A 23,870-nucleotide genomic window follows, 5' to 3' on the forward strand; every position below is an offset into this window, starting at 1 on the left:
TTATTATGCTAGATATTGGTCAGGAAATTTTTCAACTTTGTCAAAGGCTTTATCCTATCTGCCGTAGCATCACAGGCAACGGAGTAAGAGAAACGCTGTCAATACTAAAAGAGTATCTTCCTGAATTATCAATACACGAAGTACCGACAGGAACACAATGTTTCGATTGGCAAATACCCAAGGAATGGAACATTAATGATGCGTATGTTATAGACCCTAACGGTAACAAAATAATAAGCTTCAAGCAAAGTAATCTACATGTAGTCGGTTACTCAACCCCAGTAAATCAAAAAATCACTTTGGAAGCTTTGCAACCTCACCTTTTTTCATTACCAGAACAACCCAATGCGATTCCCTATATTACTTCATATTATAAAGAGCAATGGGGTTTCTGTTTGACTGAGAGTCAAAGAAAAGAGCTAACCGATGGTATATATCATGTATATATCGATAGTAATCTCACTAATGGTTCACTAACTTATGGAGAATTAATTATACCTGGTGAGACATCTGAAGAGATATTTTTATCAACTTATATATGTCACCCATCAATGGCAAATAACGAATTATCTGGACCAGCAGTGACAACATTTTTAGCTCAATGGATAAAAGCATTGAGTAATCGTAAATACACTTATCGTATCATTTTTATTCCTGAAACAATTGGCTCAATTGCATATTTAAGTAAAAACTTAGCCAAGATGAAAAAAAATATTGTTGCTGGTTTTAATATTACCTGTGTTGGTGATGATAGAGCATATTCTTATTTGCCATCTCGTAAAGGAAATACTCTCGCTGATCGAGCTGCCATACACACTCTCAACCACCAGGTTGAATGTTTTGACCGTTATAGTTTTTTAGATAGAGGAAGTGATGAAAGACAATACTGTAGCCCGGGCATCGACTTACCTATTTGTTCAGTAATGAGAAGTAAATATGGTTGCTACCCTGAATATCATACGTCTTTAGATAACCTTTCGTTGATTTCAAAAGAAGGTCTACATGGCGGGTATAACACAATCAAGCATGCTATATTAGCAATAGAAATAAACGAAAAATATGTAACCAGTATTCTTTGCGAACCTCAAATGGGTCGACGAGATTTGTACCCAACCACAAGCACAAAATCTTTAGACTTAGAAGTTAAAAACATGATGGATACCATCACCTATTGTGATGGTGAAGCAGATTTATTAGAGATAGCAGATCAATTAAACTTACCCATTTGGGACGTTGACCAGATATGCCAAACACTCTTAAGCCATCACATTATTAAAAAGAAGACAGATACTTAAATAGAGGTATAACTATGACTTATTCTGCAGCACAAAATTGGAATGAGCTATATAATAACAACATTGAAATTGCCTACCCTGCTGAGGGGGTCATTAGAATTTTTAAAGGCGAATTTCCACAGTTAAAAATGCCAAAACCTAAGGCGGGTCAGTCTATTATAGATGTTGGTTGTGGTGATGGTCGTCACTTATCATTATTTTCAGCGCTAAGTATGGAGTCTTATGGTGTTGAAATATCAGAAGAAATAGTAGAGTCTGTATCAAGTAACTTACAAGCTCTAAACATTAAAACAAACTTGCTTGTTGGATCAAATTCAAACCTTCCATTTGATGAGAACTTTTCTGATTTTTTATTGAGCTGGAACAGTTGCTATTATATGTCACATGAACAGACAAGCTTTCCTCAACATGTAAACGAGCTTGCGCGAGTAATTAAAAAAGGTGGATGGATTATTTGCTCAATTCCCAAAGCCACTAGCTTTATTTTTGACAAAAGCCAAGACAGTGAGATATCTGGCTATAAGGTGATTAAAAATGATTTTTTTAATCAGCGTAATGGAGAAATAATGAGGTGTTTTTCAAGTCAACAAGAAATCCAAGAAGAATTTTCCTCACATTTTGAAAACTTTTGTTTTGCAGATATCCACATGGATTGGTTTGGCTTAAACTACCACTGGCATGTTTTTGTAGCACAAAAAAAGTAATTACGATGTAAATTTATGTGATTCATTACTATAAAACTTAATGAATCACATACGATTATTTAGAGCTCTCTGCTAATTTTCGGATCCATTTAGAGTCTGAATAATGACTAGTTAAAGCATTTTCACGATAATATTGAGGGGCAATTGCTAAAAAGTCATTAAAATAACTTATCCCTTGTTTAAAAACAGCTAAGCCATCTTCTTCTGACTTTCCACCATAAAGCAAATGATTTAGCGTTACTTGTACATGCATCAAGGTACCTACAAGAAGGTCATGCACATGCCCTTTAGAAGCTCTTAGTACCTTAGTATTATCCATCAGATAATTTATCGCATCATCAAATGTTTCAATGGGCTTTTGTGATAACAATATTAGCTGCTGACAAATTTCATCAAAGTCATCAAACGCCAAGTTATTCACTAGCTCTTGATACAACTGATGATTATCATCAATAGTCGCTGTTTCAAAAACATCTTGAACCAACTCAGGTTTATTAAAAGCTGAAAGTTTTGAAAATTGCTGCGAAAACTCTTCTGGTAAAAGAGGTCTTGCACCTTTAATTAAGGAACCATCGCTAAGATTAAAGCAATTAAGATCTTCATTAGACATGATCATTCTGCTTAACGAAAGATTTGAGGTATAAAAGAAATCGTCACAGATAAATTTACCACCTAGATTTCCATCTAGTTCAGTTTCTTTTCCTTCCGCAATTTTATACAACCCTTTATCTTCATTGTCTTTTGAATAATAAAGACTATTAATACTATGATGACTGCCCCCACGTTTATGCCCTAAGTCTACCCCCATAAAATAAAACTCTTTAAAACCAAGAGCATAACCTAAACATAACGCAGTATTCGCGACAGTAGGGTTAATATAAAGATAAGCATCATAGTACTTTTGAGCAGACTCAGTTGCCATCAACATTGCAGTAGACGGTTCGTTACTTTTAGCCGCCATAAATTTTCGCTCAAACTTATTAAAGACCTCGGGATGAACATTCATCGGAGCAAATAAAATAATGTTTTCTAAAAATTCCTTAGGACAATAATGATCAATTTTTTCAGCAACAGGAAAAGTTCGTTCTTGTTCACAATGAAAATCTGGTTTAATACCATATTCATATAGTGCGCTTAACGCACTACCACAGCTGATAATAATAGCCTTATCTTGATATGATTCAATTAAACCAATTAAATCATCCAATGAAGGTCCATTACCCACTATAAATACCGGTTTTTCCTGGCAATTCGTTTTAAACTGAGCATCCTTACTTATAATCGGCACATTGTCTTTAAAGTTTCCTAACATATGCGCTATAGCAATCACACCATCGTCAAAAAAACCCCAACCTTGGCCCATTTCAAAATAACGGCGATTAAACTCTTTTATAATTTCATCCATTTCGTCCGATATATAGTGAATATATCCTGCAATATGCGACATTTGATAACGTCCACTAATTGCTGACATATCCATACATTCATCAAAAAAGGTGTCTTTTTGCTCGCCAATAGAGATATAAATTCTACCGTTCTTTTTATCTATTGTTTCCAAAATATGTTGCCAATTTATACAGAACAAAGATAAATAGAAAAGTTCTATATCTGGTTCGATAATATAAAGGCATTGAGAAACAAATTTTTGTGCAATCATTTCTAGATGATAGCCAGCAGCTACACCAAAAATTATCATAGAACACAAATGTTTTCTTTTATCAAAAGAAAATGGCTGTTTTTTAGGGTGATTGAGCGCTTGGATGTTATCAAGACAATCAACATGAGAAAATTTAGCTTCATTTTCAACTGACTCATTGAAATGAAACTTTTTTAACATATCTGAATGTAAAAATTGATCAAACTGTAATTTAGTCGTTAAAAAGGCAGGATATTCATAAAAATTACGAGCGGCCTTTACATCAACAGCATTTACAAAACCATCCTGTATATTCAGTGCATACTTTTTCGGTTCAAAATCTAGGTAAAAGTTATAAATATCAGGATAATAATTTTTAAATGCTTCTAAATTAACTTGATAACGAGCAAGTAGCTCTTCTTCAGGAGAAACGAGCAAAGACATTTTATTCGCTTCTTGTTGTAAAGCACTTTCTTGCTCTGCAAAGCTAGTAAAATTTAATTTAATTCGTTTTAATTGTTGTTCTAACTGTTGATACTTATCTAATAATTTTTGTTTACCTAGCTCATCGTTCATCATTCTATACTTCGATATAATTTTATCGCTTTATTAGCTTTATTTTTGGATAACACTTTTTCTCCAATAAGCTGCTTCTCTTCAACAACTTTTTGTAACGCTAAATCATCCGTATTCTTTATCCAGGTAAAAAGTGCTTCTATTGTTTTTGTTTGTTCAACTTTCGGCTCAGGTATAGCACTAAACTCCGCAAACAATTGTTCAAGAAGTTGCTGCCTCTCTATTAACAAACCTTCACAAGAAAAGATATCTCCTTCTTGGACAAGCTTGTCAATATCAAGCGTTAATTTTTTAATTTTTTCAATCAAAGCTTGATTCATTAAAACCCGATTACGCCTCTTATTTCTGTTTAAGCTTTTCTAAGCCTTCTTCTTTAGCATCCTGAGGTATATCTCGCCACGCGTCTGCAACTGAGCGAAGTAACCCAACGACTTCATCAATAGTTTCAACATTTAAAGTTGTGCTAGCATCAATCAGCCTATCAATACAAACTTCATAAAATTCATTAAAATTCTTAGAAATATCCGGTTGGCTTTCAAAATCTAACGAATCTTGTAATGATCTAAGAATACTGATCGCTTTTGATATTGAAACAGATTTAGTTTCATAGTCCTTACGATCAATACTACCTTTGGCAATAGCTAACGCATCAAAAATACCATTGAAAAGCATAGAAATAACTGTATGGGGATCTGCAGACAGTAAAGAAGATTTAATATCCACTTGTTTATAAGATTGTAAATTTTTTCTCATGATAACTCCTATAGAACTCATTTAAGAACAAGCATAAAGCATACCATCCTAGGGAGTTTTTTGTTAATAAGCTAATAAAATGGTAACTTTAGCTTACTCCTTTCCTCCACTGCCATTGATATTGGCCAGTGATGATGTCAGGAATGCACTTGTTGCATTAAACTGTGAAACAACAGAGTCAAGATAAGTAAACTGCGAGCGCAATGTACTTTCATAGTTACGTAATTTATCTTCCAACGCTTGCCATTCATCTGGAATTTCACTAATTTGTTCATTTAAACTTGTTTGCCTCTGTGTCAAAACTCCGTCACTATCAATAAAAGTGCCGAGATAATCTGACATCTGCTGTGCTAAACCATTACTTGAACTAAAAAATTCAGCCACATCCTCTAACTGAGTAGAAAGAGCGTTATTTAATCGCTCGCTACCCGTAGGGATATTAGGTGAACTAAAGGTCGACTTTTCTAAATAACCATCTTTATTAACTTCAAGCCCAATATCACGCAAGCTATCAATTGAGCCTGTTAAACCACTAATACTCTCAATCACCATATTCGCCAAGCCTTGCTTTACTTGTCGAACATTTGGATCGAATGCCAAACGACCTTGTTCAGGCGCTCCTAGCCCAGTTAAGCTATCAAAAACGGCATTATAGCCTTTAATAAATTCATCAATTAGTTCCTCGCCTGACTCAACATCTTGTTCAATAGTAATTGTAGCAGGCGATCCTGCAACTGTTTTTTCACTTACGTTAATAGTTAAGTCTTCAATAATATTTTTAAACTCATTGGTACCACTGTACGCAGTTGTGGTTCCATCAATAATGATTTTAGCGTCCTGAGCTAACTGAACCTCAGTATTGTTGGTTGAAATATTATCTAAGCTTGCATCATCGGTTGAAATAGTTAGCCGATTATCAACACCTGTGTTTTCATTACCAAAAACCAGAAATGAACCGGTATCACCGTTTACAATATTAACGTTTACACCAAAATTATCACTAGCTGAGTTAATTTTATCGCGGATATCTGAAAGGGAATCGGCAGCATCGATAGCAACAACGAAACTATCGGTACCATTACCAAAAGTTAAATTACCGGAACCTACTGTTGAAGAGGAACCACCGGCAAATACAGTAGAATTATATTTATTACTTTGGGCAAGTTGTTCTACATCAATACTGAAGCTACCATTACTGGCAAAACCATTACTGGTTACCTCAACAGCAGAACTTGAAGAAGTTAGAATTTGCTTACTAAAAGCATCGTCTTCGGCAAGGCGGGATAAAATATCATCAAAGCTACTTAAAGCAGATTTAAAGCTTCCTACTCCTGATAACTCTAAACCTAGTCTTTCTTCTTTTTCTTGGAGACGTATCTCTTCCGGAATTGCAACAGAATTAACATATGCTTCGACAATTCCTTCAAGATCTAAACCTGATCCTATTCCGAGCGCGGTAATAGTAGCCATATTGGCCTCCAATTAATAATACAAATTAAACCCTTTCATCAAGAAGTATACCAGTTCTTTTACCAATATCTTGACGCAATTCAACTATTCGCTTAGCAATTTCCAGTACTTCATCAGAAGGAAATTGTTTAATTAACTCCTTACTATCTGAATCAAATACTTTAATTACTGTTTTATCTGAACCATCATCCTTAGCAAAGTTGATATTTTTCATTGGCATGTTGATAAAATCAGCGATGACTGCAACAGCTTCTTCTAACTCTTTCACTTCTTCTTCAGCTGTTAACTGCGATTTTTCTGGTTCATCAACTTTTTCTTTCAATTCAACCAACTTATCATCTACATCACCCGTTGGTTGTTGTTCTTTAGTTGCTAAACTTAAAGGGTTAACACTTACGGCGTTGCTATTAAGATCGTTTGATACTTTAACTGCCATAAACACCTCCGAAATTGTGATGACTTTAACCTAAAATGACACCCCTAAGATGGAGTGCCATTTTAGTAAGTCCATTATCAACTACTATTATAGTAACGATAATGCGATTTGTGGTTGTTGATTAGCCTGGGCTAACATTGAACTTGCCGCTTGTTGCAACACTGAGTTACGAGCTAGTGTAGCAGACTCTTTCGCGTAATCTGTATCTTCAATACGTGAACGTGAAGCTGATACATTTTGCGCGGTATTATCATTACTGCGGATTACTGAACCAAAACGGTTTTGCTTAGCACCTAAGTCAGCACGAACACTGTTTACTGCCGCTAAAGCACTATCCATTTTGTCAATCGCCCCTTGAGCGCCAGCAAAATCAGTAATGGTTTCAGCCGCGGCAACAAGCGTTGCAAAGTTAGTTCCAATACTAATTGAGATAGTTTGCCCTGAATCAGCACCAACCTGGAAGTTTGCTGAATAAGTACTATCTAATAAGCTAACACCACCAAAACTCGTTTGGCTGGCAATTCTTACTAATTCCAATTCTAGTTCAGAAAATTCAGCATCTAATGCTTGACGGTCAGCATCTGTATTTGAACCATTAGATGATTGTACAGCCAAGGTACGCATACGCTGGATGGTGTTGGTATATTCATCTAACGCCCCTTCTGCAGTTTGCGCTAATGAGATAGCATCATTTGCATTACGTGAAGCCTGATTTAAGCCATTAATCTGAGAAGTTAAACGGCTTGAAATTTGTAAACCAGCTGCATCATCCTTGGCGCTATTAATACGCTTACCTGATGATAGTCTTTCATATGAAGTACCTAATTCATTTGTAGAACGAGCAAGCTGACGTTGTGAGTTAATTGATGAGATATTACTATTTACTACTAATGCCATGATAAAAGCCTCCGGGTTAAGCCACCCATTTAGTTAATTAATGGTAGAGGCTTAACGTTTTGTCTATTTGCCTCTTACAACCTTTATCGGACATAAAAAAAATAACTTTAAACTTTTTAGAAAAAATTTAATAAAAATCACTCACAGACAACACAACACATTGAAATTAAATCATTTTGTTATTTATATTTTTTCATCCCTAATAATATTAATAGTGTAAATTTTCCATTAAATATAAAAAAACGGCAATAATTTGCCGTTTTTTTATTCTCAATAGCTGCACATTATTGCAATAATGAAAGTGCAATTTGTGGTTGTTGGTTAGCCTGAGCTAACATTGAACTTGATGCCTGTTGCAATACCGAATTACGGGCTAGTATTGCAGACTCTTTCGCATAATCGGCATCTTGTATACGAGAGCGAGATGCTGAAACATTTTGTGCGGTATTATCATTACTACGAATAACCGAGCTAAAGCGGTTTTGCTTGGCACCTAAATCAGCTCTTGTACTGTTCACTGTTGCCAACGCACTATCCATTTTGTCAATCGCCGCTTGAGCACCAGCAAAGTCAGTTATCGTTTCTGCGGTACCAACAATAGTTCCAAAGTTTGCAGGAATTGAGATAGAAATCGTTTGACCGGCATCAGCTCCAATTTGGAAGTTAGCAGAATAAGTACTATCTAACAAAGTAACCCCACCAAAACTGGTTGAGCTTGCTATTCTTACAAGTTCTAATTCTAGTTCGGTAAATTCAGCGTTAAGCGCTATGCGGTCAGCATCAGTATTTGAACCATTTGATGACTGAACTGCCAAGGTACGCATACGCTGAATCATATTAGTGTATTCGTCTAATGCCCCCTCTGCTGTTTGTGCAAGTGAGATTGCATCATTTGCGTTTCGTGACGCCTGATTAAGTCCGTTTACCTGGGAAGTTAATCGACTTGAAATTTGTAAACCTGCCGCATCATCTTTTGCGCTGTTAATACGCTTACCAGATGAAAGTCTTTCATAAGACGTTCCAAGATCATTGGTCGAACGCTGCAACTGACGTTGGGCATTTAATGATGAAATATTACTATTAACTACTAAAGCCATTGCTATCATCTCCTAAGTTTAGGTAGTGGTTCTGTGCTGATAACAACATTAAATAGGAACCACATTACACATTAATTTTTGACACAATTTATTTAAAGCACTATTTATGCCAAGTATTGATTTAAATATAATTGAATAAAGATAATCCCTTTATTTGAATAAACGTTTGCTGTGCTGCTTGTAACGCAACTTGTGATTGTTCAAAGGCTGCGATTGCTTTCGCAAAATCCAAATCTTCTATTTGTGATTGCCCCTGTGAGAGGTAAAGCTCTGAATCTAAATGATTATTTTTTTGAGTTTCAATCATCTTCAGTCGCACTCCAGATTCAGTACGCTGAGTGGTGATATGGTTTAAACCTGCCTCAATCTGATCTAAAATTTCACCATAATCTACTTGGTGCAGTTGGCTATTTACGGGTGAAGCCCCAACATTCATCCAATCTATCGCTGATTTAATAGTTTCAAAAATGCCGACACTATCATCGGGAGTTAAATCAAATTCATCTCCCGGCAACGGATTGCCACTAATTTGAACTTCCACACCATTAAAGGCAACAGTTTGCCCAGGAACATATGCAGCAGTAGTAAAAACAGTCGCACCACCACCATCGGTAACAGTTAAATCGGTAGCAGAAGTAAAGACAAATTTGTAATCAGGTGGATTAGTTAACGGATCATAAGCACTTGGAGTAGCCACAACCGCACGCCCTACTGAAATACCTGAGTTATTATTGACATATGTCGCAGAAAAATCGCCAATCGGATTATCAACCTGTTGAAAAGCTTCATCACCTGGTTGATTGGTTTCGACCAAAATACTTTTAGCTATTTGTAGTTCTCTTTTCCCATTATCCCCTACATATGTCACGCTATTGTCAGGTTGTAAGTTAAATGGCTTTTTATCAATTTGATACCCAGCAAAAACATAACCACCCGTTTCATCTTTTGCATTAGCAATATCAAGCATTTGACTTTGAATATCTTCACCTAAGTCTGCTAAAGAAGATAAGTCACTGTCGGATAACGTGCCATTGTTTGCCTGAATAAAAAGCTGTTTTAATTGCTGCATTAATAATTCTGCATTAGCAAATGAATTTTCCTGCAATTGATTACGGTTTTCTGCCTGGATAATATTTTTTTGGTACTTTTCAATATTTGCCAATTCATCTTTATAACCAACTAATGTACCATAAGAAACGGCATCATCTTTAGCAGTAAGTACTCGCTTACCACTAGAGATATACTTCATTTGATCATTAACGCCCGATTGTTTCTCACTTAATCGTTGGCTATTTTGATAATAAAATTGTGCGGTTGAAACTCTCATCATTTACTCCTGCTACACTGCCGCCAACAAGGTATCGAAAATTTCATTAGCAACAGAAATGATCCGCGAAGATGCCTGATAAGCTTGCTGAAATTTCAACATATTCGCCGCCTCTTCGTCTAAATTGACTCCAGAAGTTTCTTGATTTCGGTTATAGGCCTGAGTAAAAAGTGCATCGGCGGTATCAGCCACTAACTCAGCTGACTTAGCATCAGAGCCAACACGCGCCGTTGAAATCCCCAGACTTTGGCTAAAAGTTTCCTTGCCATTATTTAAAATCCCTTTCTCCTGGGTTAACGCCATTAAGCCAGCATTGTTACCATTACCTATACCAAAAGCATCTTTAATTTCAAATACTTCAGGTGCCAATGCTCCTTGTCCTACTGGGTCGCCACTGATCTCTATCTGAAACGCCATTGTTGCTGGCGCAGGAGGTAAGTCAATGACCGCAGTAGCACCAGGTGCAAAACTGCCTGATGTTATCGCACCAGCAGTAGAAGGCGGATTAGGTGGCGTGACACCCGCATCATAAATACGGTAATCATAGTTAGCACCATTTTGATAGACATCAACAGTTAGGCCACTGTTAGTAACATTTACAAAGTTGCGCGCTGCCACAGGATCATTCATAGCAATAATATTCAACGCGCCTGAACTGACGTTATCTTCCGACGCTTTCACTTCAACTGGCGTACTGGCTGCAATACCATCCGCATCTTTTAAGGTAACTTGCATTAAAGCTGCACTATTTTCTGTAGGACGAACCAAAAATTTATCGCCCGCAGCTGGAGCACCAGAATCAATAACAAATGAAAAGCCCATACCTGTGTCATAAGTATTTGGTGGCGTTAATACTAAAGTTTGTGTGCTATTGTCAGTCATATTAGTCATGACATAGTTAGCGCCATCCCATTCCACTTGAAACTCATCCGTTGGCACTAAAGAAACATCGGTAATATTAACACTAGCTGAAACCGTACCTGTATTATCACTGAAATTACTCACCCGGCTCTGCATTAATCCTGCGCTATTAATATCGGTAAATACATTGAGTCCCTGCTGCTGATTAAGGTCTAAGCCTTCAGATTGGCTTTTATTTAACGTCTGTGAAATCGCCATTGCTAAGCGATTAACTTCATTACGGATCTTGCTCAAATGCTCATCACGAAATTCAAATTTCGCTCCAAGTGCTCCACCAATAGTATTTTTATTGATTTCTACCTGGCCATTAGCACTACTCAACTGTAATGAGGTTTGCATTGGATCAGGATCACCTGCCTCAATTGACAAGGATAACGGGGTAATACCAGCAACTAACGTCGATCCACTGCCTATCATCACCGTCATCACGCCATTGGCATCAGTAACCGTATTAACTGAAGTGTATTCACTCAATTCAGTTATTAGCTGATCGCGACGATCCAGTAAATCATTAGGTTGGCCGGTTAATGAAGCAGCGTCATTTTGCAAAATTTGATCGTTAATTTTTGCTAATTCAAATGAAATTTTGGTTATTTTGTCAGCCATTAATTGAATTTCACCGTTAGCTGATTTTTCCATTTGATCGATATTTTCATTAAGCGAGCGAAAGTCGCTAGATAAAATCTCTGCCTGACTCAATGCTATGCTGCGTAACCCTGAATCACTTGGGTTATCCGCAATACTATTCATGGCTTGATAAAACTTTTCAATTGAATTACCAATTGCCCCACCAGAAAAGCTGGTAATTTCATTTAACTGATTAAGGCTGTTATGTATGGTGTCGGAATAGCCGAGATTGGTTTTACTATGTAGCTGCTCTTTATAAGAGAACTGATTATAAATTCGGGTAACATCTTGAACATAAGTACCAGAGCCAATAAAGTTACCATTTCCGGTATAAATACCAATAGCTGCATTTTGTTCTGCACGTTGGCGGTTATAGCCTTCAGTATTAACATTGGCAATGTTGTGACCAGTCGTTGCCAACTGTTGCTGCGCAGCTAGCAAGCCGCTCACCCCAGTTTGATACAAATTTACCGACATAACTGATACTCCTAATAAATGGCTTAAAACACTTAATCATCAAGTTGTTTTATTTAATTAGGCTGGATACTTTTTGCAGAGTTGCCATGATCTTCTTGGCATAGTTTGGATCTGTCGCATAACCAGCACTCTGTAATCCATGCAGGAAATGTTCCACATTATGAGCTTTTTCTAGAGCGCCTTGATATCTGTCACTTGAAGATAGAAAATCAATGTAATCATTAATACTTTCACTGATATTTTGATAGACACGAAACGGCTCGCGTTTTTTCACCATAGCGCCTTGTTGATATTCTAAGGTTTCTTTATGTGCTTTATCACCTGACCAGCGGCTATCCGCTTTAATGTTAAACAGGTTGTTTGAGCTTTGACCTTGAGGTGTCTTAATGATTTTCTGTCCCCAACCAGTTTCTAACGCCGCTTGAGCAATCACCACCTGAAACGGCACATTTAATTTCTGCTCGACCCGTTTTGCCGGTTCAGTTAAAGCGCTGACAAAATCTTGTGGTTGTTTAAAGGCGACATTTTCTTTTGCCGTACTAACGGAATCTGCAGAATTTTGCGCTGCCGAGCGCTGAGTCACATAGTCAGTAAATTGACGTCGCTCAGGCATGGCTAACTCAGTTGGATCTTTTTTGTTAGCAGCGTCAAAACTCGCCACCTGCGATTTTAATACACTGCTTGGCGTATAGTTTTCACTATCACCACCTAATTGACGAACAATTAAATCAGATAAACCTAACGAACCGTTATTTGATAATTCCAGTGCAAGTTGCTGATCGTGCATATCACGATAGAATTTTGTTGATTGTGAATTAAATGGACTATCCGCTTCCAGCACATCTTGCGCGCTACGCATACTTTTGAGCAACATTTGCATAAATATCGCTTCAAACTGCTTGGCAGCCGTTGCTAATGCTTCATCTTTAGATGCTTTATCGGTTGCTTTTGATTGCTGACGAATACTATTTAAGCCGTTAAGGTCTAAATAATTTTGTGCTTCGTTCATTCGGTTAGTCATAACATCACTGATCATTAAATAATGATCAGCTCTCCTCTTAACGCACCCGCTTGTTCTAATGCTTCAAGAATTGCCATCACATCACCGGGGCCGGCACCAACATTATTAATCGCCCGTACTAAGGTATCTAAGGTAATACCTGGATCAAAAACAAACATCCGGTTATCACTTTCATCGACATTAACAATCGATTGCGTGGTTACCACAGTTTCTCCTTCAGAAAAGGCATCTGGCTGAGAAACATCTTGCGTTTCATTAATGGTCACTGTGATGCCACCATGGGTAATGGCCGCTGGTAATAAACGAACATCAGCACCAATCACAATAGTGCCTGTACGAGAATTAACGATAACTTTCGCCGATGGAGAATCTGGCTCAAATTCTAAGTTTTCTAATACCGCTAAAAAACTCACTCGCTGACTGGGATCACGAGGTGCTGTCACCTTTACTGAAGTATTATCAATGGCATGAGCAATATAAGTTGCCGGATCATTTGGATTAGCAAATTCACTGTTGATCACTTTTTCAAGCGCCTTGGCAGTGCTAAAATCAGCATTATGCAAATTAAAAGTAATATGGTCGCCAGTATTAAAAGGCGATGCTACTTCCTGCTCGACAATCGCACCATTAGCAATACGACCAACCGTTGGCGTATTAACCAGCACTTTTGAACCATCTAAACCTTCTGCACCTAAGCCACTAACCACTAAACTGCCTTGAGCAACGGCATAGGCTTGACCATCAATACCCATTAAAATCGTTTGCAATAATGTACCGCCACGTAAACTTTGCGCACTCCCCATGGAAGAAACTGTAATATCTATTGTTTGTCCAGGCTTAGCAAAAGCCGGTAGCTCTGCATGTACAGCAACTGCGGCAACATTTTTAATTTTTGGCTTTAAATTACTCGGCATGGTTATACCAAAGTTGCTAAGCATGGTTTTAAAGCTTTGTTCAGTAAACGGACTTTGCTCGCCGGTGCCAGGTAAACCTACCACTAAACCATAACCGACTAATTGGTTAGTTCTTACGCCAGCTACGTCGGTTAAGTCTTTAACCCGTTGCGCACTAACAGATTGTGTTAACAGGAATAAGCTTAGGCTGACAATTTTTATTAAATGTATGTTCATCTTAATCTCCACTGGCAGACTGCCTACAACGGCCACCAAGAACTACTGAAAAAACGCGATAACCAACCTTGCTCCTGCACCTCAGCAAACGCACCAGTACCTGAATACTGAATACGGGCATTAGCCACTTTAGAAGAAATAATGGTATTACTGGAACTGATATCCTGAGAACGAATAATGCCGGTTAGTCGAATATATTCATCGCCGTTATTAAGCGTCATCCATTTTTCACCGCGGATCATTAAATTACCGTTTGGCAATACCCGCAAGACGTGGACAGAAATATTACCGCTTAAACTGTTACCCTGATTGCTTTTTGAATCCCCTTTAAACTCAGACTCCTGATCCAGCCCAAACTGTAGCGCATCATTTTTAAAGGTGACTGAAGTGCCACCAAGACCGGTAATAGGATCAAGCTTGGCGCTATTCTCTTTCTTCAATTCGGTTTTGGCATTTTTCTGTGCTTGAGTACTTTCACTTAAGATCACCGAAATAATGTCACCGACGCGATGGGCTTTTGAATCGGAATAAATATTGTTGACATAGTTAGGTCGAAACAATGAGCCAGTAGGTACAATTGGTTCTTCTTCCATTTCCGGTAAGATCGGTGCAAACTCCGGATCGTCGGGTAATGTTTTCGCTTGTTCTACACTGGCACAGCCAGTTAACGTCATCCATGCACAAAGTAGTAGACTTAACTTTTTCATATGACGTACCTCAATCAATTATAATTGCTGATTAATGTAACTAAGCATTTGGTCAACGGCTGAAATCACTTTTGAATTCATTTCATACACCCGTTGGCTTTCTATTAAGTTCACTAATTCTTCGGTGGTATTAACATTAGACGTTTCTAATGCCCCTTGAACTATCATGCCGAAGCCTTCCAGCCCAGGCACACCTTCTTGTGGCGTACCACTAACCGCAGTTTCAACAAACAAATTTTGTCCGATAGGTTCTAACCCGGTTGGGTTAACAAAATTAACGGTATTGATTTGCCCGACTACCGCAGGTTCTGCCTGACCTTGCAACGTTACTGACACTTCACCGTCTTGTGAAATGATCACACTCTGCGCATCTTCCGGCAAAGTAATTTGTGGTTGCAATAAATAACCGGCGCCTGGCGTCACCATATTGCCTTCTTCATCCATAGTGAATTGACCATTACGGGTATAAGACAAAGAGCCATCCGGCATTTGTACCTGAAAAAATCCTTCGCCCTGAATCATCATATCTAGGGAATTATCTGTAGTGATCATATCCCCTTGTGAATGAATTTTCTGGGTTGCCACCACTTTAGTACCAGCACCTAGCATTAAGCCAGACGGCATTTCTGTATCTTGTGCTGAACGACCACCGGGCTGATTAATGGTTTGATAAAGTAAATCTTCAAATACCGCCCGGCTTTTCTTAAAACCAACGGTGCTGGCATTAGCCAGGTTGTTGGAGATCACCGCGATATCTTTCGATTGTGCATCTAAGCCTGTTTTACTGATCCATAATGCTGCGTTCATAAGTCACCTCAATAATTCATCTAGAATGCACGCAATAGCGATGCACTGGCTGAGTCAATTTCCTCAGCGGTTTTCATAAGTTTCAACTGCATTTCAAATTGTCGTTGCAAAGCAATCATCTCAGTCATTTCACCAACCGGATTCACATTACTTGATTCCAACATACCGCTACGTAGCTGTACGGAAACGTCGGCATCAGATTCATTTAACTTGCCACGGAATAAACCGTCATTGTCACGTTTTAAGGTACGGGTATCAGGATTAACCAGTTTTATCCGTGCCACTTCTTCCTGTATGGTAGTTGGTGCTCCGGCAGGTTGAACCATGATGGTACCGTCGGCAGTGATCTCGATATTATTGACTGGCAGCGGTAAGCTAATAGGTCCACTGTCACCCATTACTAAATCACCACGGGAAGTTTGCAAATAGCCATCTTCAGTTATCGATAAATGCCCGTCACGGGTGTAACCTTCACGACCATCTCTTGCCTGAACTGCAATCATGCCATGTCCTTGCACCGCAATATCCAGATCCCGTCCCGTAGTTAACAAAGCACCACTGTCAAAGTTTTGGCTGGATTTTTCCGTCATGGCAAACACTCGGGTTGGCAGCCCTTCACCAAATGCCTGCATCGAGCGCGCCTGCGCTAGGTCTGCCTTAAAACCAGTGGTCTTAGCATTGGCTAAGTTATTGGCATTAATCGCTAACGCTTTCATATTTTGCTTGGCGCCACTCATGGCGATATAGAGCATCTTATCCATCGTCAATCCAGGTAAAATCTATCTTAACTGGATAAATGCAAATAAAGTGCCAGAGATGAAAAGTTAAACGATAAAGAAAAATCTATTGGTGGATGGCGAGGTGTAGGTTGAGACTTGCCTCAACAAAAAACGTAATTATCGCACTTCGCTGCGCTCAGGACGGCCTACGGTACATATGCGTTCCTGTTCGTCCATGAACCCACGCTATACCGTACATCCTGTACATAAAAGCCCTTATTTAAAAGGGCTTAGTATTATTGACTAAAAATCTAAAGGAGTAATTACTGTTGCATTCGGATCCGTCAATTGACTACTTAAATGCTCTATATATTCAATTGCCTGTTGACGAGTCATTTCAGTAAGTATCGATGGGCATGTATCTTCATCAGGTACAAGTGTCCCTCTAACCAACCACTTACCATAACTTCCTATCACATTAGCACCATATATAGTTTGATCTAATCCTTCCACTTTGCTTCCAGTAATTACAGACCATACTGAGCAACCAGAGTCGGTCGAAGAATATTGAGTTACATCTATATCATTCCTACAATAAATTCCAGAGCTAGTATAATTAGCCGTTTTAAATAGAGAAACAAAATCTATTGCCGCTTGAGCCTCTACAGGAGTTGGAGCAGGATAATCAATAGAGAATTGATCATCACGGGTTATATACTCTGGAATAGAAGGAAATGAATGAATAAACAAACTAGACATTTCTTCATGGTTGGCAATACGCCAGCCAATAAGATCATAATTCAAAAATTCATATCCTGGTTCGACAGTTTCCTGTGTTCTTCGATAGACATTGAATAAAGAATTTGAAACATGACTTCCCATAGTAACCGATGGACTCAACCACTCTAGCTGAGAAACAGTATCTTCTATAATTAGCCCATCACCTGGAACTTTCCAGTCTTTTACAATAAATTCAGCGTGGGCTGAGGCACTCAATAATGCAACACTAACAATAATTCCTTTAATCATTTTTATCCTCTTTCTATAACTATTTAAAATTTATAAGAATATCAAAAAGGAAAGATTGCAAATGCAAAAATCCATTTTTGCCATTCACAAGCAACTATAAAGAAAAAAATTAAAAATAAAAAGCAGCACATCGTGCTGCTTTTGTTGTTATCAATTAAACATTAGTGTTAACGGATTTGTAAAATCGTCTGGTTGAGCTGATTGTCCACTTCCAGTGCCCGTGAGTTCGCCTGGAAGTTTCGCTGGGCGGAAATCAAGTCGATAAGCTCGGACGTTAAGTTAACATTCGATTGTTCCAGCGCCGACGAGTTAATAGTCCCGAACGTTCCTGAACCTGCTTCCCCGGCTAGTGGTTCACCGGAAACCAGGCTTTCTTTCCACGAAGTACCGCCGACCTGAGTTAAGCCCTGGTTATTGGCAAAACCGACTAAAGCAATCCGAGATAATGGCTCAGAGGTACCATTACTGTAAGTAGCCCGTACCAGACCATCGGCATCGATATCCAGACCGGTTAAACGGCCAACCGCCAAACCATCCTGCTCTAACGAAGTGACTTCAAAGTTGGAAGCAAACTGGGTTGGTTCATTCGGGTTAGGCCCGGTAGTATCTAAATTAAAGTCTACGGTAATTGTCTGATTAGGATCTGCGCCGTTAGTTAAAATACCAGCTCCCAAGATAGTCGTTGTTATAGTATCAGGATATTGACCGACAAAATCACCACCAGGACTATAATACAAACGGGCAGCACCAGCAGCACCAGCTGCTGCAGGGGTAACACCATCGCTTTGTGTACCAGTACCGGTACCGGTATCAACAACATTCACTAAGGTACCGTCAACTGCGGTATGCACATCCCATTCATTGGCAGCGACTTTTCGAAAATAATAGGTCATGACATGGCTGTCACCTAAAGAGTCAAAGATAGTTACCGAAGTCGAATTATTAAAGGTTAACGGGTCGGTATGGTCAAAGGCAAATGGTGGCACCGCATCACCGGCCGGTAAGTTCATCCGAATATCTACTTCCGATGATTGCTGCGGCGCACCGGAAGCCGTTGGAATACGAATTGGTTTTGCGGTACTTAAGGCGACCGATGATGAAGTACCATCCGCATTAACCGGGAAGCCTAATAAATGACCGCCAGCCGAGTTAACAACAAAGTTGTCAGCATTGAGTTTAAATTCACCGGCCCGAGTATAAGACACTTCCAAGCTATCTAATTCAGGTACAGTAGCGAAAAAGCCATTGCCGGTGATCGCCAAATCCAGCGCATTACTGGTAAATTTAATACTGCCCTGAGCAAACTGCTGCGCAACATCGGCAGTCAACACACCGTCACCGACTTTGGTTTTACCGCCGGCTAATAACGACGCAGCATAAACATCGACAAATTCGGCACGTGACTCTTTAAACCCTGTGGTATTCACATTGGCAATATTATTAGATGTAACATCTAAGTCTTTTTGCGCGGCATTTAACCCGCTTAGTGCTATATTAAATGACATAACTTCACCTCATATAAAAATTCTGTACTTGCTGTAGCCTGAATATTTAAATATTCAGGCTACTAGCCTTCGGAAACTTCAACAACATCAGATAATGCCATTGAGCTACCACCATTTAGGTTTAATAAAATACTGCCGCCCGGCCCAGCCAGGGTGACACTGTCGACTTTGCGATAAGTCATTGCTTGCAATTCTGATGCCTGACCATCGACTAAACCGGCAATACGAAAACGATAGGCGCCTTCAGGAGCTGGTTCACCGTCAGACATTTGACCATCCCAAGTAAAGGTAAACTCACCAGCTTGTACTGAACCAATAGGGACCGTTTGAATAATTTCACCAGCGGTATTTTCAACATAAATATTAACGTTGCTAGCCGGTTCATCAGTGACTAATTTACCTTTTACCGACTCACCCGCCGCTTTACCAAACACATTCTCATCCACTAATACACTGCGTCCAACTAAAGATGACGCCTGTAAGGCTTGGCCCGACGACATAGTCGCGGCAAAGGCGCTAAATTGCTCATTCAATTCAGACACGCCATCAGTAGTTGAAAATGCTGTCATTTGTGAAATCATCTCATTGTTTTCAACCGGCTTGGTCGGATCCTGATGAGATAATTCTTTGGTTAACAAGGCAAAGAAATCTTCTTGCGTTAACATGCCACGGTCATTTTCTTCCTTAACAGTATTGTCGTCCTTTTTCCAGCGCATATTGTCTAATGTGTTACCGCCAGTTACCGATTCCATAATTATTCCCCTCTAGTCACTAGCGTTGACCTAACATTAAGGTTTTGTTCAACATATTCTTCGCTGATTCAGCCAGTTGAATGTTAGTTTGATAAGAACGAGACGCTGAAATCATATTGGTCATTTCTTCCACCACATTAACATTCGGCTTATATATATAACCGTTAGCATCTGCCATTGGATGCTCCGGCGAATACTCAACATTGAGCGGTTTATTACTTTCCACTATCCCTAATACCTGAACACCAACCGATTCGCCATTACTTTGCCCTGCGGCAGCTTTTTGCATCTCGGCGGCAAAAACTGGATGGCGAGCACGATAGGTTTGATCGATACTGCTGCTAACACTGTCGGCATTAGCAATATTACTCGCCGTGGTGTTTAAGCGGACAGATTGAGCGCTCATCCCAGTCGCAGAAATGTCAAAGACATTAAATAAGCTCATTATCATTTACCTCCAGATATCGCTTGCTTCAACCCTTTAATCTTACTATTAAGGAATTGAATGCTGGCTTGATAGTGCATTGAATTTTCTAGATACAAGTTTCGTTCCATCTGTACATCAACATTATTACCATCACCTGTATCTGGTTGATTTGGCACACGAAAATCTACATCATTATTAATTTCAGTGCGGACATCGAAGTGTTTTTCATGGGTTTTTGTCATGCCGGCCTGTTGCCGGTTTGCCGCTTGTGCTAATGCGGTTTGAAAATCCATGCCTTTGGCTTTGTAGCCAGGGGTATCTGCATTGGCAATATTTGCCGCTATTACTTCAGCATTTTTTGCCCGCACTTGTAAACTATCAGGAAGGATCCCAAATGCTTTCTCAAAACTTATGGCCATAAAGCTACCTCCAATCTTCTGGAAGAAGCCATTCAATATTTATGCCATAGATTTTTTAAATAGGAGGAGGGTTACTTTTTACGGTAAACGATACCGGGATTACAACGGATCATTTCAAAGTTTTGGTTCAGGCCAGATAACGACTCAGAAGCTCCTAAAAATAGGTAACCTCCAGGATTTAGCACGCCGTGTATTTGCGATAAAATTTGTTTTTTAATTTCAGGTGCAAAGTAAATTAATACATTGCGACAAAAGACAATATCAAAACGCCCCATTAGGCTATAACTACCTAATAAATTGAGTTGTCTGAAATTAACCAATTTTTTGACGGGATCTTTGACTTTAAGCATACCGTTATCAGCCGACTCAAAAAACAAACGCTTACGTTCTGCCGACAAACCTCGCGCTAACGCTAATGAATCATAACGCGCATATTTACAGTGCTCTAACATGGTATTTGAAATATCAGTGCCAATAATTTGCACGCTGCCAGGCAAATTCCCCGGATTACTCTGCTGATACTCCATCGCGGACATTGCAATAGAATAAGGTTCCTGACCAGAAGAACTAGCCGCCGACCAAATTTTAACGGGTGTTTTTTGTCCTTTAAATTCTGGAAATAAACGTTTTTTCAACAATTCGAACGGATATTCGTCACGAAACCATAAGGTTTCATTGGTGGTCATGGCGTCAATAACCGAGGCGCGTAGTTGCCGCTCCGTTGGGCTTAACGTGCGGTTAACCAACTCACCTAAGGTGGCAATATCAAATTTTGCCATTAACGGTGCCAAGCGGCTTTTTACTAGATACTGCTTATTTTCACCTAGTACGATCCCGCATTGTTGCTCCAAAAACTCTCTAAATTGATGATAGCTCTTATCATCAAGCTGACGAGATGCCACTATATTGTTTCCACCTTAATAATTACTCGCTAAATCAAGATAGCTCTTTTTTGTTCAACCACTTTTTCACCGCTGTCGCTAATTCATCAGGATGAAACTTAGGGATAAAATCTTCAGCACCTACTTTTTCGACCATAGCGTTGTTAAAGACGCCGCTGAGCGAAGTATGCAATATCACTGGCATTTTACGCAACTGTTCATTACTCTTAATTTCTGCCGTCAGGGTGTAGCCATCCATTTCCGGCATTTCAATATCAGAAATTAATAATGCCACTTTTTCGTCGATGGAATCACAGCCTTCCGCTAACGCATTTAACTGATCTAATGCATCCTGACCATTTTTTGCCAACACCATATTTAGCCCAAGTGGCTCTAACGCTCTTTTTACCTGGTTACGGGCAACGGTGGAGTCATCGGCAATCATAATTACCCGCTCACCAATACTTTTACCGAAAGACTCATCTTTAACATCGTCACTAAGCTCCGTTGACACAGGGCTGATCTCATTAAGAATTTTTTCTACGTCTAAAATGGAAACCATTTCTTTATCAATTTCTGTCACCGCAGTTAAATAACTGGACTTTCCAGTCCCTTCTGGCGGCGGCATTATGTCTTGCCAGCTTAAGGTAACAATACGTTCGACACCTGCAACCAAAAAACCCTGCACACTGCGATTGTACTCAGCAATAATAACGAATGAATTTTCATCAGGGGTAATTTCGGGGCCGCCTGTCGCTTTACTTAAATCGATAACGGAAATCGTTTGCCCACGGATATGAGCCACCCCTTTAATAAATTTGTCCTGCTTAGGTAACAAGGTTAAACGAGGGCATGGCATCACTTCCCGCACTTTAAATACGTTTATTCCAAACCTCTGCGGGCCAACTAACTTAAATAACAATAACTCAAGCCTGTTTTGACCAACCAACTGGGTTCGTTGGTTTACTGAATCTAAAATACCAGCCATAAAAACCTCATATAGAATGGACCTAATTAACCGCTCACTCATTTAGGCACAATTCTTGATTGTACATATTACCTAGTTAAATTCGCCTGAAAATTGACGGATTTAGCCCGTTACTCTCTCTATAAATAAAGCATAGACGAGTATTTGAATTTCCCTAGTACTAGATTACAAAATTTATGAGCAAATTAAAGATATTTATAACATTTTCACTGTTGTTACCCGTTTTAGCTTCCAGCAATGCGAAAAGCTATAGTGCTGATGATGTCATAAATTTTGCAAAAGCATATGTTGAACAAAACATCGAGCAACCAGCAAACGGAAAAATTCAGGTCACTCCGGCAACAATCGACCCCAGGATCACTATTAAGCCTTGCTCGGTGCCGCTGAGCGCAAATATACCTGAAAACTATTCTAGTAGAAATCTAAATGTGAAAATTTCTTGTGAAAGTTCAACACCCTGGCAATTATTTCTCCCGGTTAAAGTAGAAACTACCGTGCCAGTGTTAGTCAGTAATGGAAAAATTGCTAAAGGCAGTATCTTATCAAATGACAATATCCGCATCGAATGGCATGACTTGTACCGGATCAGAGGTGAAGTTATTGACGAACCATCAAAAGTATTAGGTGCCCGCACCAAGCGTACATTAACAGCAGGAGCTATAATTACTAACAAGGTGATTTGTGTAGTGTGTAAAGGAGAAACTGTAACCATCAGTGCCGAATCTGATAGCTTTATCATTAAAACCTCTGGCATTGCGCTTAAAAATGCAACCTTTGATGAGCAAGTCAGAGTGAGAAATTCCCGTTCCGGTAAGGTGATCACCGCGCAGGTTAAATCGATTAATCAAGTGGTAATTAATTTATAAAAAATGTTAAAGTAACAGGGTAATTTGCCGATAAAAAGATAGAAATCTAGTATTAGTTGCCAATAGGATTTAATTATGGCTATGAATATCAACAACTTGACCAATAATAATCAAGTTAAACAGAAAATTGATCAGCAAACTCAAGTAAAACAGCAAGCAACACAAAACTCTGCTGCGGCTGAGCAATCAAAAGTAGCGAGTAAAGACTCAGTTTCTATTACCCCTCAGGCAAAACAATTAGGCGAATTACAGAAAAAGGCCAATGAAAGTTCAGCTGTAAACCAGAAAAAAGTAGAACAACTTAAGAAAGCCATAATGTCTGGCGAGTACAAAATTAACCCTGAAAAGTTAGCCGCTAGCATAGCTAACTTTGAATTTAAACTTGGGTAATAACCAAGCATAA

Annotated in this window: 25 protein-coding genes; 4 read left to right on the plus strand and 21 right to left on the minus strand. The window is 39.0% G+C overall.

Annotation, left to right across the window (positions count from 1 at the left end):
• The first annotated feature begins 5 nt into the window (after positions 1-5).
• The gene (locus QQK06_RS04920) at positions 6-1,295 is read left to right on the plus strand and encodes a DUF4910 domain-containing protein (RefSeq protein ID WP_284243515.1); all 1,290 of its coding nucleotides are present in this window, start codon (positions 6-8) and stop codon (positions 1,293-1,295) included.
• Between the two features lie 14 nt (positions 1,296-1,309).
• Positions 1,310-1,999: a class I SAM-dependent methyltransferase gene (locus QQK06_RS04925; protein ID WP_284243516.1), complete on the plus strand. Its 690-nt coding sequence runs from the start codon at positions 1,310-1,312 to the stop codon at positions 1,997-1,999.
• A gap of 55 nt (positions 2,000-2,054) precedes the next feature.
• On the opposite strand, the gene QQK06_RS04930 is transcribed toward QQK06_RS04925, so the two are convergent.
• From QQK06_RS04930 to QQK06_RS05030, 21 genes are all read right to left on the minus strand, one after another.
• Positions 2,055-4,214 (minus strand): motility associated factor glycosyltransferase family protein, encoded by a 2,160-nt coding sequence (locus tag QQK06_RS04930; RefSeq protein WP_284243518.1) that lies wholly within the window; start codon positions 4,212-4,214, stop codon positions 2,055-2,057.
• Positions 4,211-4,531: a hypothetical protein gene (locus tag QQK06_RS04935; RefSeq protein WP_284243519.1), complete on the minus strand. Its 321-nt coding sequence runs from the start codon at positions 4,529-4,531 to the stop codon at positions 4,211-4,213. The genes QQK06_RS04930 and QQK06_RS04935 overlap by 4 nt, the downstream gene beginning before the upstream one ends.
• A gap of 19 nt (positions 4,532-4,550) precedes the next feature.
• A complete protein-coding gene (gene fliS, locus QQK06_RS04940; RefSeq protein WP_284243520.1) occupies positions 4,551-4,964 on the minus strand; it encodes a flagellar export chaperone FliS in 414 nt (137 codons plus the stop codon).
• Positions 4,965-5,057: 93 nt separating this feature from the next.
• Positions 5,058-6,434, minus strand: coding sequence for a flagellar filament capping protein FliD (gene fliD / locus QQK06_RS04945; RefSeq protein ID WP_284243522.1), 1,377 nt, complete (start codon positions 6,432-6,434; stop codon positions 5,058-5,060).
• Positions 6,435-6,459: 25 nt separating this feature from the next.
• Positions 6,460-6,870, minus strand: a complete 411-nt coding sequence (locus QQK06_RS04950; protein WP_284243524.1) for a flagellar protein FlaG — start codon at positions 6,868-6,870, stop codon at positions 6,460-6,462.
• An 87-nt stretch (positions 6,871-6,957) separates the two neighbouring features.
• Positions 6,958-7,767 carry a flagellin N-terminal helical domain-containing protein gene (locus QQK06_RS04955; RefSeq protein ID WP_284243525.1) on the minus strand — a complete coding sequence of 270 codons (810 nt, stop codon included), beginning with the start codon at positions 7,765-7,767 and terminating at the stop codon, positions 6,958-6,960.
• 284 nt (positions 7,768-8,051) lie between these two features.
• Positions 8,052-8,864 (minus strand): flagellin N-terminal helical domain-containing protein, encoded by an 813-nt coding sequence (locus tag QQK06_RS04960; protein WP_284243527.1) that lies wholly within the window; start codon positions 8,862-8,864, stop codon positions 8,052-8,054.
• Positions 8,865-8,985: 121 nt separating this feature from the next.
• A complete protein-coding gene (gene flgL, locus QQK06_RS04965; protein WP_284243528.1) occupies positions 8,986-10,194 on the minus strand; it encodes a flagellar hook-associated protein FlgL in 1,209 nt (402 codons plus the stop codon).
• A 9-nt stretch (positions 10,195-10,203) separates the two neighbouring features.
• Positions 10,204-12,216: a flagellar hook-associated protein FlgK gene (gene flgK / locus QQK06_RS04970; protein WP_284243529.1), complete on the minus strand. Its 2,013-nt coding sequence runs from the start codon at positions 12,214-12,216 to the stop codon at positions 10,204-10,206.
• 49 nt (positions 12,217-12,265) lie between these two features.
• Complete coding sequence (flgJ, locus tag QQK06_RS04975; RefSeq protein ID WP_284243530.1) at positions 12,266-13,252, minus strand: flagellar assembly peptidoglycan hydrolase FlgJ; 987 nt, start codon at positions 13,250-13,252, stop codon at positions 12,266-12,268.
• A complete protein-coding gene (locus QQK06_RS04980) occupies positions 13,252-14,367 on the minus strand; it encodes a flagellar basal body P-ring protein FlgI (protein WP_284243532.1) in 1,116 nt (371 codons plus the stop codon). The genes flgJ and QQK06_RS04980 overlap by 1 nt, the downstream gene beginning before the upstream one ends.
• A 23-nt stretch (positions 14,368-14,390) precedes the next feature.
• The gene (gene flgH / locus QQK06_RS04985; protein ID WP_284243534.1) at positions 14,391-15,074 is read right to left on the minus strand and encodes a flagellar basal body L-ring protein FlgH; all 684 of its coding nucleotides are present in this window, start codon (positions 15,072-15,074) and stop codon (positions 14,391-14,393) included.
• A gap of 18 nt (positions 15,075-15,092) precedes the next feature.
• Positions 15,093-15,881 (minus strand): flagellar basal-body rod protein FlgG, encoded by a 789-nt coding sequence (gene flgG / locus QQK06_RS04990; RefSeq protein WP_284243535.1) that lies wholly within the window; start codon positions 15,879-15,881, stop codon positions 15,093-15,095.
• A 20-nt stretch (positions 15,882-15,901) separates the two neighbouring features.
• Entirely contained in the window at positions 15,902-16,642 is a 741-nt protein-coding gene (gene flgF, locus QQK06_RS04995) for a flagellar basal-body rod protein FlgF (RefSeq protein WP_284243536.1), read from the minus strand.
• A 261-nt stretch (positions 16,643-16,903) separates the two neighbouring features.
• Positions 16,904-17,629 carry a hypothetical protein gene (locus QQK06_RS05000; RefSeq protein ID WP_284243537.1) on the minus strand — a complete coding sequence of 242 codons (726 nt, stop codon included), beginning with the start codon at positions 17,627-17,629 and terminating at the stop codon, positions 16,904-16,906.
• Positions 17,630-17,796: 167 nt separating this feature from the next.
• A complete protein-coding gene (flgE, locus tag QQK06_RS05005; RefSeq protein ID WP_284243538.1) occupies positions 17,797-19,134 on the minus strand; it encodes a flagellar hook protein FlgE in 1,338 nt (445 codons plus the stop codon).
• A gap of 62 nt (positions 19,135-19,196) precedes the next feature.
• Positions 19,197-19,886 (minus strand): flagellar hook assembly protein FlgD, encoded by a 690-nt coding sequence (locus tag QQK06_RS05010; protein WP_284243539.1) that lies wholly within the window; start codon positions 19,884-19,886, stop codon positions 19,197-19,199.
• A 19-nt stretch (positions 19,887-19,905) separates the two neighbouring features.
• Entirely contained in the window at positions 19,906-20,331 is a 426-nt protein-coding gene (gene flgC, locus QQK06_RS05015) for a flagellar basal body rod protein FlgC (RefSeq protein WP_284243540.1), read from the minus strand.
• A 2-nt stretch (positions 20,332-20,333) separates the two neighbouring features.
• On the minus strand, positions 20,334-20,732 hold the full coding sequence (flgB, locus tag QQK06_RS05020; protein WP_284243541.1) for a flagellar basal body rod protein FlgB: 399 nt from the start codon (positions 20,730-20,732) through the stop codon (positions 20,334-20,336).
• 71 nt (positions 20,733-20,803) lie between these two features.
• A complete protein-coding gene (locus QQK06_RS05025; protein ID WP_284243543.1) occupies positions 20,804-21,634 on the minus strand; it encodes a CheR family methyltransferase in 831 nt (276 codons plus the stop codon).
• 34 nt (positions 21,635-21,668) lie between these two features.
• Positions 21,669-22,601 carry a chemotaxis protein gene (locus QQK06_RS05030; protein WP_284243544.1) on the minus strand — a complete coding sequence of 311 codons (933 nt, stop codon included), beginning with the start codon at positions 22,599-22,601 and terminating at the stop codon, positions 21,669-21,671.
• Positions 22,602-22,777: 176 nt separating this feature from the next.
• Between QQK06_RS05030 and flgA the strand changes: the two genes are divergently transcribed.
• Both flgA and flgM read left to right on the plus strand, forming a co-directional pair.
• Positions 22,778-23,467 carry a flagellar basal body P-ring formation chaperone FlgA gene (gene flgA / locus QQK06_RS05035; protein ID WP_284243546.1) on the plus strand — a complete coding sequence of 230 codons (690 nt, stop codon included), beginning with the start codon at positions 22,778-22,780 and terminating at the stop codon, positions 23,465-23,467.
• A gap of 75 nt (positions 23,468-23,542) precedes the next feature.
• Positions 23,543-23,857 carry a flagellar biosynthesis anti-sigma factor FlgM gene (flgM, locus tag QQK06_RS05040; RefSeq protein WP_431313636.1) on the plus strand — a complete coding sequence of 105 codons (315 nt, stop codon included), beginning with the start codon at positions 23,543-23,545 and terminating at the stop codon, positions 23,855-23,857.
• The last annotated feature ends 13 nt before the right edge of the window (positions 23,858-23,870 follow it).

It is taken from the genome of Thalassotalea insulae, from assembly GCF_030161395.1.
GTDB classification, from domain to species: domain Bacteria; phylum Pseudomonadota; class Gammaproteobacteria; order Enterobacterales; family Alteromonadaceae; genus Thalassotalea_E; species Thalassotalea_E insulae.